The following is a 16561-nucleotide window of genomic DNA, read 5'->3' on the forward strand; positions in this document are numbered from 1 at the left end:
TCCAACCTAGGTCAGGGGATGAGGAGCAATTTCCCGGTCGTCCGGCGGCCTTCCAGGTCGTCGTGGGCCCGGCGGGCCTCGGCCAGGGGGTAGCGGCCGTAGACCGCCACGTCGAGCGAGCCGTCGGCGACCCAGCCCAGCACGTCGCCGGCCCGTTCGAGCAGCTCGGCGCGGGTGGTCACGTAGTGGCCCAGGGTCGGGCGGGTGAGGAACAACGAGCCGGCCGCGTTCAGGCGCTGGGGGTCGAACGGCGGGACCGGGCCGCTGGCGGCGCCGTAGAGGGCCAGCAGGCCCCGGGGGCGCAGGGCCGCCAGGGAGTCTTCGAAGGTGGCGGCGCCGACGCCGTCGTACACGACATGACAACGTTTGCGGACGTTCGCGGCCACGTCGCCGTAGCGGAGCACCTCGTCGGCGCCGGCCCCGCGGGCGAGCTTCTCCTTGGCGCCGGAGGAGACGGTGGCGATCACGTGGGCGCCGCGCATCTTGGCCATCTGGGTGAGCAGCAGGCCCATGCCGCCGGCGGCGGCGTGGATCAGCACGACGTCGCCCTCGCGCACGTCGTGGGTCGAGCGGGTCAGGTAGTGGGCCGTCATGCCCTGGAGCAGCACCGCCGCCGCCAGGTCGAGGCCGAGCGCGTCGGGGACCGGCACCAGCCGGTCGGCCGGGACGATCTGCTTCTCGGCGTAGCTGCCGACGACGTTGGCCCAGGCCACCCGGTCGCCCACGGCCACCTGGGTGACGCCGGGGCCGGTGGCGCAGACCGTGCCGGCGCCCTCGGAGCCCGGGACGAACGGGGTCGGGAGAGGGTAGCGGCCCTCGCGGTGGTAGACGTCGATGAAGTTGACGCCGCTCGCGGCGACCTCGACCAGCGCCTCGCCCTCCCCGGGCACGGGGTCGGGCACCTCCGCGTAATCGAGAGCCGATGAACCGCCTGGCGTGGTGACGATGATCGCTCGCATGGGGCCTGTCCTACCCGTCCAGTTGTCCTCTGAGCACGAAGTTGTCGAAGGCCAGCCGCACCGACGACTCCCCGTCCGGCTGGACCCGGCCCAGGACGCCGACGTCGCCGGTGGGCAGGCCGTTGGTGTCGGTGGCCGACAACACCGGGTTGCCGTTCACCCACATCTGCAGCGCGACCGACCTACCCTCGCCGGGCTCGCAGGAGACGTACAGATTGAGCTTGTCGGTCAGTCCCTCGACGGCGCCGCTGGCGACGATCCCGCCGGAGCCCCCGGCGACGCGGCGGATGCGGGCCTCGCCGGAGCTGGTCAGCAGGAACTCGTAGCGGTTGTCCTTGTAGTTGTCCTTGGACGCGCGGCAGAAGAGGCCGTATTCGCCGCTGCCGACCAGGTCGGCGGTCTGGATGTCGGCGCCGATGAGCAGGTTCGCCGGGGTGACCGGGGTCGGCGAAGGGCCGGGGGTCGGCTCCTGCTCGGCGACGAACGGGATCGGCGCGGGGGTCACGTTCTCGGGGTTCTCGGAGTTCAGGTCGACCGCGTAGGTGCCCTGCGGGGTGTAGCCGTAGCCGTAACCCGACTCGGGGTCGTAGGTGCCGGGCCAGTCGCCGTTGGTGGTGAAGTCCTCCTGGTAGAGGGTGGCCAGGTTCACCGGCGGGCCGCCCGGCCCGGCCAGGGCGCGCACCCCGATGACGCCGGCCGTCACCGCGACCGCCGCCGCGATCGCGACCCCGGCGACCAGGCGGCTGCGGTTGACCGGGCGGCGGCGCAGCGGCGCGCTCTGCTTCCAGGTCTGGGCCACCGTGTGCTGGGCGATCTCCGGGGTGACCCGGCCGACCATGTTGTCGAGGAGCTGCTGCGCGGACGGGCGGTTGGCCGGGTCCTTGTCGAGCGCGGCCCGCACGAGCTGGCGCATCTGCGGTTCCAGGTTGTCGAGCACCGGCTCGGAGTTGAGCACCTGGAAGATCACGGCGGGCAGCGCCTCGCCGTTGAACGGGGCCCGCCCGCTGGCCGCGAACGCCACCAGGCAGCCCCACGAGAACACGTCGCACGCGGGCGAGATCGCCTCGCCGCGCAGCACCTCGGGCGCCATGTAACGGGGGGTGCCGACGAGCTCGCCGGTGTGGGTGACCCCGCCGAACGTGTCGAGCGCGCGGGCGATGCCGAAGTCGATCACGCGGGGGCCGACAGGGGACAGCAGCACGTTGGAGGGCTTGAGGTCGCGGTGGACGATGCCGGCGGCGTGGATGGCGGTGAGGGCGGTGGCCACGCCGACCGCCAGGGCCTCCAGGCTCGAGCCGGTCAGCGGCCCCGACGTCTCCACGGCCTGTTCGAGGTTGGGGCCCTCGACGTATTCGGTGACGACGTAGAGCTGCTCGCCGTCGAGGTCGGCGGCGAGCACGGCGGCGGTGCAGAAGCGGCGTACCCGCTGGGCCGACTCGGCCTCGCGGCGGAACCTCACCCGGAAGTTCTCGTTCTGGCTGTACTCGGTGTTGATCACCTTCACGGCGACCTTCCGGCCCGACTCGTCCTGGCCGAGGTAGACGGTGCCCATGCCGCCCCGGCCGAGACGGCCGGTGATGCGATAGGGCCCTATCTGCTGAGGTTCGTTCGCCACGACGACCAACCGTACAGAAACCAGCGGAAATGAACTACGTCATACCCTGACGTTCGAACTTGCGTTCAACGTGCTGAGAACATATGTTCGATACAGCACCGCCCGCCCCTTCCCCCGGGTGGCGATCACAGGCAACTGGGAGCCATCGGGAGAAGGTCCGTGAGCAGACTGTATGGCGATCCGATCGAGGTGTGGGTCCGAGACGGCCGGCCCGTCAGGTTCGTCTGGCGTGACCGGCTCTATGTGGTCCGGCAGATCCTCGACCACTGGGTGGTGGCCCGGGAATGGTGGAAGACCTCCGCCGCCGACCCCGGCGAACGCCGCTTCTGGCGGGTGGAGGCGCAGTCGGGCACTTACGAGCTGCGCTACGACACCGCCACCGACGCGTGGCTGCTGCTGCGGGCGTGGGATTGATGGGACCGTTCCAGCACCTCCACGTCGCCTCCGCCTATTCGTTGCGGTACGGCTCCGCCTTCCCGCAGGCCCTGGTGAGAAGGGCCGTCGAGCACGGCATGGACGCCCTCGCGCTGACCGACCGCGACGGCCTCTACGGCGCGATCAAGCACGTGAGGGCCTGTCACGAGGCCGGCATCGGCGCGGTCGTCGGCGTCGACCTCGCCCTGTCCGGCTCAGGGTCCGGCGAGGACGACCGGATCGTGGTCCTGGCCAGGCGCGACGGCTGGGCCGACCTGTGCCGCCTGGTCACCGCCGCCCACTACGCGGGCGAACGCGGCACGCCCCGGGTCACCATGGACCTCGTCGGCCGCCACGCCGCCGACGGCCGCCTGATCGTGCTGCTCGGCCCGCGTTCGGAGGTCGGCCGCGCGGTCGCCGCCCGCCGCGACCAGCAGGCCCGTGACCTGCTGCAACGCTGGCGCGCGGCAGTGCCGGGCACGGCCGTGGAGATCGTCGACCTCTACGGCTACCGCGACGTCAACACCGCCACCCACCTGCTCGCCCTGGCCGACTCCCTCGGCCTGCCCGCGATCCTCACCAACGCGGTCAGGCACCTCGACCCGGCCGACTACCAGGTGGGCAACGTGCTCGACGCGGCCAGGAAGCTCGTCCCGCTGCACGGACGGCACGTGGAGTCGTCGTCGCACGCCTACCTGAAGAACGCCGAGGAGATGGGCCGCGTCGCCCTGCGCGTGTGCGGCGGCGACCGGGCGCGGGCGACCCGGCTGCTCGGCGTGACCCGCCGGGCGGCCGAGGCGTGCGTGCTCGACCCGGTCGAGATCGTGCCGCTGATCGACGAGGCCGACCCCCGGCTGCACCTCCCGGAGATCGGGAGCGACCCCGTCCCGCTGCTGCGCCACCGCTGCGAGGACGGCCTGCTCGACCGGGGCCTCGGCCGGTCGCGGGAGGCGCGCGACCGCCTGGCCGCCGAACTGGCGATCATCGAGAAGAAGCGCCTGTCGGGCTACTTCGTCGCGGTCGCCGGGATCACCGACATGATCCGCGGCATGGGCGTGCGCTGCGCGATCCGGGGCTCGGGCGCGGGCAGCCTGGTCAACTACCTGATCAAGATCGGCGAGGTCAACCCGCTCGACCACGGCCTGCTGATGGAGCGTTTCCTGTCCGAGGGCCGCGTCGGGCTGCCCGACATCGACGTCGACGTCGAGTCGGCCCGCCGCCTCGACTGCTACCGGGCCATCCTCGACCGGTACGGGGAGTCGCGCGTCGCCTGCGTGTCGATGATGGAGACCTACCGGGCCCGCAGCGCCATCCGCGACGTGGGGGCCGCGATGGGCCTGCCGCCCCACGAGATCGACGCCATCGCCAAGGCGTTCCCGCACGTGCGCGCCAAGCAGATCCGGGCCGCCCTCGACGACCTGCCCGAACTGCGCGACAGCGGCCTCAACGACCGGGCGCTGGAGACGGTCTTCCGGCTGGCCGAACGCCTCGACGGCCTGCCCCGGCACATCGCCCTCCACCCGTGCGGCGTGCTGGTCGGGAACATGGGCCTGCGGGGCCGCACCCCGGTCGAACGCAGCCTGCTGGAGTTCCCCATGTCGCAGTTCGACAAGGACGACGTCGAGGACGCCGGCCTGCTGAAGCTCGACGTCCTGGGAGTGCGGATGCAGTCGGCGATGGCCTACGCGCTCACCGAGATCAAGCGGGTCGACGGGGTCGACGTGGCCCTCGACGAGGTCCCGCACGACGACGCGGCGACCTACGACATGGTGCGCGAGAGCCGCACCATCGGCTGCTTCCAGATCGAGTCGCCCGGCCAGCGCGAACTCGTCGCCAAGCTCGAACCCCGCACCATGCACGACCTGATCGTCGACATCTCGTTGTTCCGCCCCGGCCCGGTCAACTCCGACATGGTGACCCCCTACCTGGAGTCGCGGCACGGCTTCCGCCAGGCCCTCTACCCCCACGCGGAGCTGCGCCCGGCGCTGGCCGAGACCAACGGCGTGGTGGTCTTCCACGAACAGGTCCTGAGGGTCGTCGACGTCATGACCGGCTGCGGCCTGTCGGAGGCCGAGAGGATCCGCCGCTCGTTGTCGTCTCCCGACGGCCGCGCCCGGGTCCGGGCCTGGTGGGAGATGAACGTGCGCCCCGAGTTCGACGCCGCGACGGTCGAGGCCACCTGGCGCGTCCTCGACGCGTTCGGCGCCTTCGGCTTCTGCAAGGCCCACGCGGCGGCCTTCGCCCTGCCGACCTACCAGTCGGCCTGGCTGAAACGCCACCACACGGCCGCCTTCTTCGCCGGCGTCCTCACCCACGAACCGGGCATGTACCCCAACCGCGTCATCCTCGACGAAGCCCGCCAGTGCGGCGTGGAGGTCCTCCCCCTGGACGTCAACCGCTCCGCCCGCGACTGGCGCGTGGAGAAACTCGGCCCGGCGGCCGGCGACCCGCCGCTCTTCGGCCGGGGCTACGGCCTGCGTGTCCCCTTCTCCGCCATCAAGGGCATCAGCGAGGCCGAGGTCGACCGCATGATCGCCGGCCAGCCGTACGTGTCGATGGCCGACTTCTGGGAGCGCGCCCGCCCCTCCCGCCCGGTCGCCGAGCACGTCATCGAGGTCGGCGGCCTGGACGCCCTCCACGGCCTGCGCCCGGGAGAACCCCGCTGGCGCCCCGGCCGCCTGACCCGCCGCGACCTCATGGCGCAGGTGGGCGCCCTCGACCGGGCGGGCGGCCAGGGCTCGGGCCAGCTGCCGATGGGCTTCGCCGACCACGTGGTGCCCGGCGAACTCCCGGAGATGAGCGAGGCGGAGGCGGTCGAGGCGGAACTGAGCGTCCTCGGCATGGACGTGACCCGCCACGTGATCGCCTTCCACGACGACCTCCTCGACGCCCTGGGCGTGGTCCGAGCCCGCGACCTGCTGAAACAGCGCAACGGCGCGGAGATCCTGGTCGCCGGGGTGAAGGTGGCCACCCAGACCCCGGCGGTCCGGTCGGGCCAGCGGGTCATCTTCACGACCCTCGACGACTCGACGGGCCCGATCGACCTGACGTTCTTCGAGTCGGTCCAGGCCCACACGGCGGCGACGGTGTTCGGCTCGTGGCTGATGGTGGCGCGGGGGGTGATCCGGCGGACCGGCCGCCGGGGCGTCTCCATGCGGGCGCTGCACGCGTGGAACCTGCCGGACCTCGACCGGGTGTGGCGGACCAGAGGCATCGAGGCGGTCAGGGAGATCCTGGCCGACCGGCCGGAGGAGGGCCGCGGGGCCGTCGGCGGAAAGAAGATCACCTACGAGAACGGGTACGAACTGTCGCCCTACGCCGACCTGGGGGTCAAGGAGCCACAACGGGTGTTGTGGCACGCCAGCATGGGCAGCTCGGGCAAGGTCGCCTGATCTTTTCTGTAGCCGTCTGCCTACTTTCCGCACATGCCGGGCAAAGGCTGCATTACTCTGCTGCGGTCACCGGGGTGCGAGAGGTAGGACGTGGTGGTCGATCAGCGGAGCTGGGCGGGCCTGCTTCATGGTCGCCACGACGATTTCGAGACCCTCTCGGTGAAAGCCGTCGTCGGCTCCGGAAACGCCTCCTTCGCCGGCCCTTTCGAGGTCGTCGCTTCGGACAACCGCCGATACTTCGTCAAATGTCTCGGCGGCTGTCCTCCCCATGCTCAGGCCACGATCGCCATTGAACATGTCGTCTCGAAGGTCGGGCGGCTCATCGACGCACCGGTGTGCGACACCAGCCTGATCAGGATTCCCGAGGAACTCGCCGGGTGGCCGATGGCCTTCGGAAAGCTCCAGCCCGGCATCGCGCACGCGAGTGTGGCTCTCGGCCATGCCATCGAGTGCCGGCAAACCCTGTCGGACCGGGCGAAGGATGACAACACCCGTCGTCACGTGGGCGTCTACGCCCTCTGGGACTGGTGCTTCGGCGACGATCCCCAGTGGCTTCACGACCTCGATCACGATCACAGTTGCTACAGCCATGACCACGGTCTCTATCTGCCGCCCAACGATGGAACGATCCGTAGTCGCTATCTCGTCGAAGCCGTGAACGAGCCGAACCTGCTCCCGGATCCTCCTGACGGTCTGGATCCGGAAGCGGTCGAAAGGGTAGCAACTGCACTAGACGCAATAAGTCGCGATGCTCTCGTCACCGTTCTCTGTGGCGTGCCAGCATCGTGGCCAGTAAACGACAACGATCTGGAGACACTCGGCTGGTTCCTCGAACACAGGGCGCCGGCCGTCGCCGATCGCATTCGCAGGCTGATCTGAGGAGGTGGGTCCAATGAGTCGCTACGTCTACTCGATTGTGCGCTGTCTCCCCGATCCGCGCACCGGCGAATTCGTGAACGTGGCCGCCGTCGCAGGCGATCCCGTCGCCGGAGACTGGTCATACCGTCAGCTGAGCAACCTGGAGCGGGCCCAGCGGTTCGCCGGACGCACGGCTCTCGAACAGGTTCTGGGGTCTCTGCTCGACCTGGACGAGCAGATCCACCGGCACCGGGAGAGCCTGCTCGCGGATCACGGCCAATTGATCCCCGACGACTGGCTGGACCGGCTTCACCGCGATCACCGCAATGTCATGCAGTTCAGTCCTCCGGCGCCGATACTGGCCGACAGTGCGGAAGACGCGCTGGCCGTGATCTTCGATCACATGCTGATCGATCCGGTAGCGCCCGCCCGCCCGCCCTCGACCACCCGCTACGAGCTGCAACGCACCATGCGGCAGGCGTTTCATCGTGCGGAGATCCCAGAGGACTTCGTCCGTTCCCGCGTTCAAATCTATGTCGGGGAGAAGCTGCACTCCCCGGTCGACTTCGCCATCGCCAACGGGCGCGTCGTCCAGTTGAGCCAGGCGTGGTCGTTCCGTCTCGCACAGGTCGACGAGGTGCCGCTCAAGGTCATGGCCTGGGGATACGCGCTCCAGCGTCTCCGTAGCGGAGACGACGCGAAAGTGGTCGACGCCGCCGGACGCGTCAGTGAGATCAGCCGGAACGTCGACCTGCAGGTCATGATCGCCCCGCCGGAGACGAACGAGCAGGTCGCCGCTTTCGAGGAGGCGCAGCAGGTGTTCAAGGACGTCGACGCGGAGGTGCGCCTACCGGCCGCGGTGGACGACCTCGGTTCCAGAGCCGCTGAACTGGCCCGCACACTCCATCGTTTCTGAACAGGCCGACCGCGCGATCTGAGCGGGCTACTTCGACGACGGTGACATCGCGGCGATCACCTGACGGGGAAGGCGGAGTGTGCGCGGGGACGAGACCTCCCAGACCGTCGCCGCGCACAGCAGGGCCGTCACCCCCGCCGCCGTCAGTTCCCGCACGCCCACCCCCGTCAGGTTCGTGTGGGAGGCGTGGCTGTCGGCGAGCAGCCAGATCGTCGTCAGGCCGGCCACCCACCACGCGGTCAGCAGCACCAGCCAGCGCGCCCGTGACCCGTTGGCGCGTTCCCGCCAGGCCTGGTCGGCGAGCAGGACGGGCGCCACCAGGTTCACCAGCGGGACCAGCCACGCCGCCGTCGCGGTCAGCCTCCGGACGCCGGCCGCCGACGCGAGCCAGCTCAGGTAGGCCGCCGCCGCGAACACGGTCGTCACGACCAGGGCCATCACCAGGACGGCGAAGACGGTCACGTCGCCGATGACCGCTTCGGCTCCCGGGGCCTTCGGGTCGCCGCCGAAGGCGGCGATCTGCAGGGCGAGGTCCTGGCCGCGGAGTTCCTCGAAGGCCACCAAAGCCGCGAGGGAGATGATCTGGCTGGTCAGCGCGGCATAAACCCCGAACGCGGATCTCTGTGGCATGCGCACGGAACTCTCCCCCCGGTGTTACCTGACCCCTTCGTTTCCAGGGAGAACCTCCGCTAATCCGGTCAACTCACGACACCGGACTCCCACGCCCACGCGGCGACCTCGACGCGGTTCCGCAGGCCCAGTTTGGTCTGGACGCTGGCCATGTGGGTCTTGACCGTCGACAACGAGACGAACAGCTCGGCGGCGACCTCCTGGTTGGTCTTCCCGCGGGCGACCAGCCGCACCACGTCGAGCTCCCGGTCGGTGAGCGATTCGGGCGGGCTGACCGGCTGGCGTGGACGGGAGAGGTGGGCGAGGAGCCGTACCGTCACCGAGGGGGAGACCAGCGCGTCGCCCGCCGCCGCGGCGCGGACCGCCTCGATGAGCAGGGCGGGTCCGCTGTCCTTCAGCAGGAAGCCGCAGGCTCCGGCCCGCAGCGCGCCGTAGACGTAGTCGTCGAGGTCGAACGTGGTCACGATGACCACACGGAGAGGGTCGGGCACGCCCGGACCGGCCAGCAGGCGGGTGACCTCGATGCCGTCGAGCTTGGGCATGCGGATGTCGAGCAGGCACACGTCGGGGCGCAACCGCCGGGCCTCCGCGACGGCCGCCGCGCCGTCGGCCACGGTCGCCACCACCTCGATGTCGGGCTGCGCGTCGAGGATCATGCGGAAACCCGTGCGGACGAGCTCCTGGTCGTCGGCTATCAGCACCTTCACGCCCGAAATGATGTCATGTGTAATCCGGGCTCCACTGGCGGGACTACTGGGTGTGGACGATCCAGAGACACGATTCACCGACCTCTACGACCGGCACTACCGGGCCGTCCTCGGGTACGCCCTGCTGCGCGCCGAGCGGGCCGCGGCCGAGGACGTGGCAGGGGAGACCTTCCTGATCGCCTGGCGGCGGCTCGCCGACCTGCCGCCGGAGCCGCTGCCGTGGCTGCTCGGGGTGGCCAGGAACCTGCTCCGCAAACAGCGCGACTCGGGCATCCGGGCCGAACGGCTGCTCGCCTACCTGCCGGCCCGCGACGCCCCCGACGTCGCAGACCAGGTCACCGAACGCGAGGCGGCGCTCATCGTGCTCGCCGCGATGGCGGAGGCCGACGCCGAGGCGCTGATCCTCACCAGTTGGTACGGCCTGACGCCCCGCGAGGCCGCGAAGATCGCCGGTTGCGCCACCGGCACGTTCACCGTCCGCCTGCACCGTGCGCGCCGCCGCCTCACCGAGGCCCTGCGCCCCCGAACCCTCCAGGAGCAATCATGATCGACGACCTCGTGCGGAGCCTGCGGCCCGACGACGTGACCGAGGAGTCCTACCAGGCCAGACGTGCCGACGACCTGAGAAAGGCGTTCGCCGTGCGGCCCGAGCGCAGGCGCCGGACCCCGCTGCTCGCGGCGTCGGGCCTGCTCGCGGCGGCGGCGGCCGCGTTCGTGGTGTTCGCGCCGTCGACGACGGTGGCCCACCGGCCGGCTCCGGTCCCGGTGGACACGCCCGTGCTGACCGCGCGCAGCGTCCTGCTGGCGGGGGCCGAGACGCTGGAGAGGGCGCCGGCCGAGACCGGGACGTACTGGCACGAGAAGGTCCGCACCTTCACCTCGCCCCTGGACGGCGTGGTCGTCGCCTCGACCGGCGAGACCTGGTATGACGGCCGCGACGGGAAGATCGGCGCTACCCGCGACGTGCAGACCACCTTCGCCGACGAGCGGGCCGAGAAGGCCTGGCGCGCGAAGGGCAGGCCCGGCCTTCCGAAGACCGGCGCGGCGCGCTCGTTCACGGGCCTGGTGCTGGCCGTGGGGATCGGCACGAAGCAGGTCCGGCAGGACGACGTGAAGAAGCTCCCCGCCGACCGCGCCGCCCTCCAGAAGTGGCTCGACGAGGCCCGCCCGTCCGGCCAGGACGCGGGGTCGTTCACCTTCGCCGCCGCCCGCCACATCCTGACCTCGCCCGCCTCCAACACGACCCGCGCCACCCTCCTGCGCATCCTGGCCGACCAGCGTGGTCTCCGCCTGGATGAGAACGCGACGGACCCGATCGGCAGGCCGGGCCTGTCGATCACCGACGCGACGGGCGACCACACGCTCGTGGTCGACCCGGCGACGGCGAAGCTCCTGGCCTACGTCTACAACGGCGAGGACGAGCAGCCGGTCGACACCCCGCCGGGCACGATGATGATCCCGGCCCAGAAGGGCACCGCCTACGCCTACCTGGAGACGGGCTGGGCCGACCTGCCCCGTTAGCCGACGATCTCGCGGATCGTCCGCAGATCGTCCTCATCTCGGGGGCCCATGACGAGCAGAGACGTCACCGGGCTGTCGCGCCACGGTGCCAGGCGTTCCCTGATCCGGCCCGGCGGGCCGATCAGGGAGATGCCGTCGGCGAGGTCGTCGGGGATGGCGGCGAAGGCCTCGTCGCGGCGTCCGTCGAGGAAGAGGCCCTGGATGCGGGCGGCCTCCTCGGCGAACCCCATGCGGCCGATGATGTCGGCGTGGAAGTTCCGCTTGGACGATCCCATGCCGCCGATGTAGAGGCTCAGCATCATCTTGACCACGTCGAGCCCGGCCCTGACGTCGTCGGTGATCAAGGTCATGACCATGGCGGCGACGTCGAAGTCCGTCGCGCGGTCGGCGAGCGCCTCCCCGTACATGGACTCGATTTGGGACGGGACGGCGAACAGCGGCAGCCAGCCCTGCCCGATCTCGGCGGCCAGCGCGACGTTCTTCGGGCCCTCGGCGCCCAGGTAGACCGGGATGTCGGGGCGCAGCGGGTGGGTGATCAGCTTCAGCGGCTTGCCCTGGGGGAGCGGCAGCGGGTAGTGCGGCCCGTCGTTTGTAACAGGTTCCTGCCGTCGCCAGATCTTGCGCATGATCTCGACGTACTCGCGGGTGCGGGCCAGCGGGCGGGCGAACGGGACGCCGTACCAGCCCTCGACCACCTGGGGGCCCGACGCCCCGATCCCGAGCAGCAGCCGCCCGCCGGTGAGGTGGTCGAGCGTCATCGCGGTCATCGCGGTGGCGGCGGGAGTACGGGCGCTGAGCTGCACGACCGAGGTGCCCAGCTTGATGCGGGAGGTGCGGGCGCCATACCAGGCCAGGGGGGTGAAGGCGTCGCTGCCGTAGGCCTCGGCCGTCCACACCGAGTCGTAGCCGAGCCGTTCGGCGGCCTGCACGAGAGCGGTGGCGTCGGAGGGGGAGCGCTGCCAGTAACCGAGGTTCAGACCCAGCTTCATACCGCGAAACTAGAACACGTTATGACTCGGCGATAGCCCAGGATAGGCGCGGGCCAGGTGGGCGGTCACCGCCTCGACCGCCTCGGCGGCGTCGCCCGCCTCGATCGCCCGGTGGATGCGCCGGTGGTCGGCCTGGAGGTCGCCCGTGTGACCCAGTCTCCGCACCGCCTCGACCGCGTTCGACACCAGCGCGTCGCGCAGCGCCCGCAACACGGCCGACAGCAGCCGGTTGCCCGCCGCGTCGGTGAGGGCCACGTGGAAGGCGATGTCGTGGGTCACGAACTCCTCGGGCGAGGTGGCGGCGTCCATCGCCGACAGGGCCTCGGTCATCGCGGCGGGCGCGGCGGTCACCCGTGCGGCCGACCAGCGTTCGATCATCAGCCGGGTGTCGAGGACCTCGCGCGCCGACATCGTCGTCAGCCCCAGGTTCAGCCGCAGCAGGTCGGCCAGCGTCCCGTCGGGCCGCGAGATGAGCACGGCCCCCGCGTCGGGACCCCGCCCGACCTGCGACGACACCACGCCGAGTGTTTCGAGCACCCGCAGCGCCTCGCGTACCGACGAGCGGCTCACCCGCAGTTGCTCGGCCAGTTGCCGTTCGCCGGGCAGCCGGTCGCCGACCGTCAGACCGTCGGCCGCGATCCGCTGTTCGATCTGGGCGAGAACCGTCTCGAAGGTCCGCACCGTGTTCCTTCCGCCGGAAAGGTGTATGGTCTGACCATATTTGGTCTGACCATACCTGCGGGAGTCCCGGTGCGGGTCGCGCTCTTCATCACCTGTGTCAACGACACACTCTTCCCCGGCACGGGGAAGGCGGCCGTGGAGCTGCTGCGGCGGCTCGGGGTCGAGGTCGACTTCCCCCTCGCCCAGACGTGCTGCGGCCAGATGCACCTGAACACCGGCTACCGCGACGAGGCGGTCAGACTGGCCGATCGGTTCACGGCCACGTTCGCCGGTTATGACGCCGTCGTCGCGCCGAGCGGCTCGTGCGCCGCGATGGTCCGCGAGCAGTACCCCCACCTCGGCATCGAGAACATTCCGAAGGTGTACGACCTGTCGGAGTTCCTGGTCGACGTCCTGGGCGTCACCGACGTGGGCGCCTACTTCCCGCACAAGGTCACCTACCACCCGACCTGCCACTCCCTGCGCGGCCTGAAGGTCGGCGACAAGCCGTTCCGGCTGCTGGAGAACGTCAGGGGCCTGGAGCTGGTCCCGCTGCCGGGCGCCGAGGAGTGCTGCGGCTTCGGGGGCACCTTCGCCGTCAAGAACCGCGACGTCAGCGCGGCGATGTGCGCCGACAAGATCGGCAACGTGATGAAGACCGGCGCCGAGGTGCTCTGCGCCGCCGACAACTCGTGCCTGCTGCACATCGGCGGCACGCTCAAGCGCCAGAAGTCGGGGGTACGCGTGCTCCACCTCGCCGAGATCCTCGCGTCGACCGAGGAGAACGCCGGATGAGCGGCGTCTTCGTCGGCATGCCCGCGTTCCCGAAGAACGCCGCCAAGGCCGTGCAGAACAGCCAGCTCAGGTTCAACCTGCGCAAGGCCACCCACACGATCCGGGGCAAGCGCGCCGCCGTGGTGGGCGAGCTCGACGACTGGGCCGAGCTCCGCCAGGCCGGCAAGACCATCAAGGACCACACGCTGCGCAACCTCGACCGCTACCTGGTCGAGCTGGAGGAGAAGGTCACCGCGGCCGGGGGCGTCGTCCACTGGGCCCGCGACGCGGCCGAGGCCAACCGGATCGTCGCCCGCCTGGTCAAGGACACCGGCGAGACCGAGGTCGTGAAGGTCAAGTCGATGGCCACCATGGAGATCGGCCTCAACGAGGCGCTCGCCGAAGAGGGCATCGAGGCGTTCGAGACCGACCTCGCCGAGCTGATCGTGCAGCTCGGCGACGACTTCCCGTCCCACATCCTGGTCCCGGCGATCCACCGCAACCGGGCCGAGATCCGCGAGCTCTTCCTCAAGAAGATGGCCGGGGCCCCGAAGGACCTGACCGACGAGCCGCGCGCCCTCGCCGAGGCGGCCCGGCTCTACCTGCGCAAGCGCTTCCTGGAGGCCAAGGTCGCCATCTCGGGGGCCAACTTCATGATCGCCGAGACCGGCACGCTGGTGGTGCTGGAGTCGGAGGGCAACGGGCGAATGTGCCTCACGCTGCCCAAGACCCTGATCAGCGTGGTCGGCATCGAGAAGCTGCTGCCCACGTGGCAGGACCTGGAGGTGTTCCTCCAGCTGTTGCCGCGCAGCTCCACGGGGGAGCGCATGAACCCGTACACCTCGATGTGGACCGGCGCGACGGAAGGCCAGGAGTTCCATCTCGTGCTGCTCGACAACGGGCGCACCTCGGTGCTGGCCGACAAGGTGGGGCGCCAGGCGCTGCGGTGCATCCGCTGCTCGGCCTGCCTGAACGTCTGCCCGGTCTACGAGCGGGCCGGCGGGCACGCCTACGGCTCGGTCTATCCGGGGCCGATCGGGGCCATCCTGACGCCGCAGCTCAGAGGCATGGACAGCGAGCTCGACCGGTCGCTGCCCTACGCGTCGTCGCTCTGCGGCGCCTGTTACGAGGTCTGCCCGGTCGCCATCGACATCCCGTCGGTGCTGGTCGACCTGCGCGCGAAGGCGCGGCACCCCCGTACCGAGAGAGCGGGCATGGCCGCCGCCGGGTGGGTCTTCGAGCGGTCGAAGCGGCTGGCCAAGGCGCAGCGGTTCGGCGGCCGGATGCGCAGGCTGGTGCCCAAGCGGCTGCCCGGCCCGCTGTCGGCCTGGACCGACACCCGCGACATGCCGGAGATCCCCGCCGAGTCGTTCCGCGACTGGTGGATCAGAGAGGGAGGCACGGCCGGCCGAAGGCCGGCCGTGCCTCCCGATGGGAATCTGCCTCAGGAAAGCAGGAAGTCATGAGTGGGGCGGCACGCGAGGTCATCCTGCGGCGCATCCGGTCGGCCGTCGAAGGCGCGCCCGAGGCCGAGATCGTGCGCGGCTACCGGGGCGCGACCGGCGAACCGGGCGACGTGGAGCTGTTCGCCGAACGGGTGCGCGACTACAAGGCGATCGTGCACGTCGTGCCGCGCGCCGAGGTGGCCTCGACCCTGGCCCGGATCACCGAGGGCAGGGTGCTGGCCGTTCCGGCAGGGTTTCCTTCCGATATGTACGCCCCCTCGGAGGGCGAACCCGACGGAGTGGTCTCCACCTGCGCCGTCGCCATCGCGGAGACCGGCACGATCGTCCTCGACGCCGGGCCCGGCCAGGGCACCCGCGCGCAGACCCTCATCCCCGACTACCACCTGTGCGTGGTGCGCGACGACCAGATCGTGCCGAACGTGCCCGACGCGATCGCCCGCCTCGACGCCACCCGGCCGCTCACGTGGATCAGCGGCCCCTCGGCCACGAGCGACATCGAGCTGAACCGGGTCGAGGGCGTGCACGGGCCGCGCACGCTCGAGGTCGTCATCGCCATCGGGTAGTCGTACGGTATTGGGCGTGTTCGACGAGCGCCTGTCCATCGCCACCGACCGGCTCGTCCTGCGGAACTTCCGCCCCTCCGACCACGACCAGGTCCGGGCGATCGTGCAGGACGGCGCCCACCCGACCGCGCTGCCGCCGGGAGCCCCCGGCTACGCGGGCGGGATCGTGTCGTGGCTCGTCAACGGCGTCCACGAACTGCGCCGGTCGGGCCAGGGCATCCACCTGGCGATCGAGCGCCACGGCCGCATCGTCGGGGCGATCAGCCTGTTCAAGACCCATTGGGGCGCCGGCACGACCGAGGTCGGCTACGGCGTGCACCCCGATCACCGGGGCAACGGCTACGCCCCCGAGGCCCTCGGCGGGCTGGCCGCCTGGGCGCTCGGCCCGGCCCGGCTGCGGCGGGTCGAACTGCGCGCCATCGCGGGCAACGCCGCCTCGATCCGGGTCGCCGAGAAGGCCGGGTTCACCCGCGAGGGCCTGCTGCGCGGCGCCGGGTTCGAAGACGACGGGCCCCATGACGTGGTCGTGTTCGGCCTGCTGCGCGGCGACCGGCCGGGCGGCTTCCCCTCCCGGCTGGCGGGCGACCGGCTGGAGTTGCGGCCGTTCGCCAAACGCGACGCGTTCGACGTGCTGGCCGCCGTGCGCGACGACCCCGAGATCGTGCGCTGGATGCCGTGGGCGGTCGACTACACGCTGGAGAAGGCGCTCGACTGGACCACCCGCCAGGCCCACACCGACCGGCGGCAGACCGTGACCTACGCCCTCGAACCGGTCGAGGGCGGGCGGCTGGCCGGTGCGGTGTCGGTGGTTCGGGCCGACCGTGAACGCGGCGACGCCGAGATCGGCTACTGGATCTCGCCGTGGGCGCGGCGGCAGGGATACGCCGTCGAGGCGGTCCGTACCCTCACCGCGTTCCTGTTCGCCCAGGGGTACGCGCGGGTCCAGTTGATGATCGCCGTGGGCAACACGGCGAGCCGGAAAGTGGCCGAGAAGGCCGGTTTCGCCGAGGAAGGCGTTCTCCGCGGAGCCATCCCGATTCCGGGCGGCAGGGCCGACACGGTGGTTTACGGTCTCTTGATCGGTGAGCTCTGAGCTG

General features: G+C 70.8%; 16 protein-coding genes. 10 read left to right on the forward strand and 6 right to left on the reverse strand.

What is annotated here, in order from left to right:
* Nucleotides 1-11: 11 nt before the first annotated feature.
* Nucleotides 12-959 (reverse strand): quinone oxidoreductase family protein, encoded by a 948-nt coding sequence (locus GT755_RS25395; RefSeq protein ID WP_161482119.1) that lies wholly within the window; start codon nt 957-959, stop codon nt 12-14.
* A 10-nt stretch (nt 960-969) separates the two neighbouring features.
* Nucleotides 970-2574 (reverse strand): serine/threonine-protein kinase, encoded by a 1605-nt coding sequence (locus tag GT755_RS25400; protein WP_328794492.1) that lies wholly within the window; start codon nt 2572-2574, stop codon nt 970-972.
* Nucleotides 2575-2733: 159 nt separating this feature from the next.
* Between GT755_RS25400 and GT755_RS25405 the strand changes: the two genes are divergently transcribed.
* The 4 genes from GT755_RS25405 (at nt 2734) to GT755_RS25420 (ending at nt 8154) form a co-directional block, all read left to right on the forward strand.
* On the forward strand, nt 2734-2988 hold the full coding sequence (locus tag GT755_RS25405) for a DUF6504 family protein (RefSeq protein ID WP_161482120.1): 255 nt from the start codon (nt 2734-2736) through the stop codon (nt 2986-2988).
* A complete protein-coding gene (locus tag GT755_RS25410; RefSeq protein ID WP_161482121.1) occupies nt 2988-6380 on the forward strand; it encodes a DNA polymerase III subunit alpha in 3393 nt (1130 codons plus the stop codon). The genes GT755_RS25405 and GT755_RS25410 overlap by 1 nt, the downstream gene beginning before the upstream one ends.
* Nucleotides 6381-6470: 90 nt before the next feature.
* Entirely contained in the window at nt 6471-7259 is a 789-nt protein-coding gene (locus GT755_RS25415) for a HipA family kinase (RefSeq protein ID WP_161482122.1), read from the forward strand.
* A 13-nt stretch (nt 7260-7272) separates the two neighbouring features.
* Nucleotides 7273-8154, forward strand: coding sequence for a DUF3037 domain-containing protein (locus GT755_RS25420; RefSeq protein ID WP_161482123.1), 882 nt, complete (start codon nt 7273-7275; stop codon nt 8152-8154).
* 27 nt (nt 8155-8181) lie between these two features.
* On the opposite strand, the gene GT755_RS25425 is transcribed toward GT755_RS25420, so the two are convergent.
* Both GT755_RS25425 and GT755_RS25430 read right to left on the reverse strand, forming a co-directional pair.
* A complete protein-coding gene (locus GT755_RS25425; RefSeq protein ID WP_161482124.1) occupies nt 8182-8784 on the reverse strand; it encodes a hypothetical protein in 603 nt (200 codons plus the stop codon).
* A gap of 68 nt (nt 8785-8852) precedes the next feature.
* Nucleotides 8853-9485 (reverse strand): response regulator, encoded by a 633-nt coding sequence (locus GT755_RS25430; RefSeq protein ID WP_030456734.1) that lies wholly within the window; start codon nt 9483-9485, stop codon nt 8853-8855.
* Between the two features lie 58 nt (nt 9486-9543).
* On the opposite strand from GT755_RS25430, the gene GT755_RS25435 reads away from it, so the two are divergent.
* A complete protein-coding gene (locus tag GT755_RS25435; RefSeq protein WP_030456735.1) occupies nt 9544-10038 on the forward strand; it encodes an RNA polymerase sigma factor in 495 nt (164 codons plus the stop codon).
* A complete protein-coding gene (locus tag GT755_RS25440; protein WP_161482126.1) occupies nt 10035-11012 on the forward strand; it encodes a hypothetical protein in 978 nt (325 codons plus the stop codon). Before GT755_RS25435 ends, GT755_RS25440 begins: the two co-directional genes overlap by 4 nt.
* Here the strand turns inward: GT755_RS25440 and GT755_RS25445 are convergent.
* The gene (locus tag GT755_RS25445) at nt 11009-12001 is read right to left on the reverse strand and encodes an LLM class F420-dependent oxidoreductase (RefSeq protein ID WP_161482127.1); all 993 of its coding nucleotides are present in this window, start codon (nt 11999-12001) and stop codon (nt 11009-11011) included. The two genes, GT755_RS25440 and GT755_RS25445, sit on opposite strands and share 4 nt — an antisense overlap.
* A 9-nt stretch (nt 12002-12010) precedes the next feature.
* Nucleotides 12011-12682, reverse strand: coding sequence for a FadR/GntR family transcriptional regulator (locus GT755_RS25450; RefSeq protein ID WP_285588687.1), 672 nt, complete (start codon nt 12680-12682; stop codon nt 12011-12013).
* Nucleotides 12683-12751: 69 nt separating this feature from the next.
* Here GT755_RS25450 and GT755_RS25455 point away from each other — a divergent pair, with 69 nt between their 5' ends.
* Genes GT755_RS25455 through GT755_RS25470 form a run of 4 tightly spaced genes read left to right on the forward strand, consistent with a single transcriptional unit; the run spans nt 12752 to nt 16557 of the window.
* Nucleotides 12752-13456: a (Fe-S)-binding protein gene (locus GT755_RS25455; protein ID WP_161482128.1), complete on the forward strand. Its 705-nt coding sequence runs from the start codon at nt 12752-12754 to the stop codon at nt 13454-13456.
* Entirely contained in the window at nt 13453-14901 is a 1449-nt protein-coding gene (locus tag GT755_RS25460) for a lactate utilization protein B (RefSeq protein ID WP_161482129.1), read from the forward strand. Before GT755_RS25455 ends, GT755_RS25460 begins: the two co-directional genes overlap by 4 nt.
* Nucleotides 14898-15464, forward strand: a complete 567-nt coding sequence (locus GT755_RS25465) for a LutC/YkgG family protein (protein WP_161482130.1) — start codon at nt 14898-14900, stop codon at nt 15462-15464. The genes GT755_RS25460 and GT755_RS25465 overlap by 4 nt, the downstream gene beginning before the upstream one ends.
* Nucleotides 15465-15480: 16 nt before the next feature.
* Nucleotides 15481-16557, forward strand: a complete 1077-nt coding sequence (locus GT755_RS25470; protein WP_161482131.1) for a GNAT family N-acetyltransferase — start codon at nt 15481-15483, stop codon at nt 16555-16557.
* Nucleotides 16558-16561 lie beyond the last annotated feature (4 nt).

Origin of the sequence: Herbidospora solisilvae, from assembly GCF_009901565.1 — a bacterium.
GTDB classification, from domain to species: Bacteria; Actinomycetota; Actinomycetes; order Streptosporangiales; family Streptosporangiaceae; genus Herbidospora; species Herbidospora solisilvae.

Coding starts and splice junctions, on each gene's coding strand:
- GT755_RS25445 (WP_161482127.1), bottom strand. CDS start 12,001: ATGAAGCTGGGTCTGAACCTCGGTTACTGGCAGCGCTCCCCCTCCGAC.
- GT755_RS25440 (WP_161482126.1), top strand. CDS start 10,035: ATGATCGACGACCTCGTGCGGAGCCTGCGGCCCGACGACGTGACCGAG.
- GT755_RS25460 (WP_161482129.1), top strand. CDS start 13,453: ATGAGCGGCGTCTTCGTCGGCATGCCCGCGTTCCCGAAGAACGCCGCC.
- GT755_RS25465 (WP_161482130.1), top strand. CDS start 14,898: ATGAGTGGGGCGGCACGCGAGGTCATCCTGCGGCGCATCCGGTCGGCC.
- GT755_RS25410 (WP_161482121.1), top strand. CDS start 2,988: ATGGGACCGTTCCAGCACCTCCACGTCGCCTCCGCCTATTCGTTGCGG.
- GT755_RS25425 (WP_161482124.1), bottom strand. CDS start 8,784: ATGCCACAGAGATCCGCGTTCGGGGTTTATGCCGCGCTGACCAGCCAG.
- GT755_RS25395 (WP_161482119.1), bottom strand. CDS start 959: ATGCGAGCGATCATCGTCACCACGCCAGGCGGTTCATCGGCTCTCGAT.
- GT755_RS25420 (WP_161482123.1), top strand. CDS start 7,273: ATGAGTCGCTACGTCTACTCGATTGTGCGCTGTCTCCCCGATCCGCGC.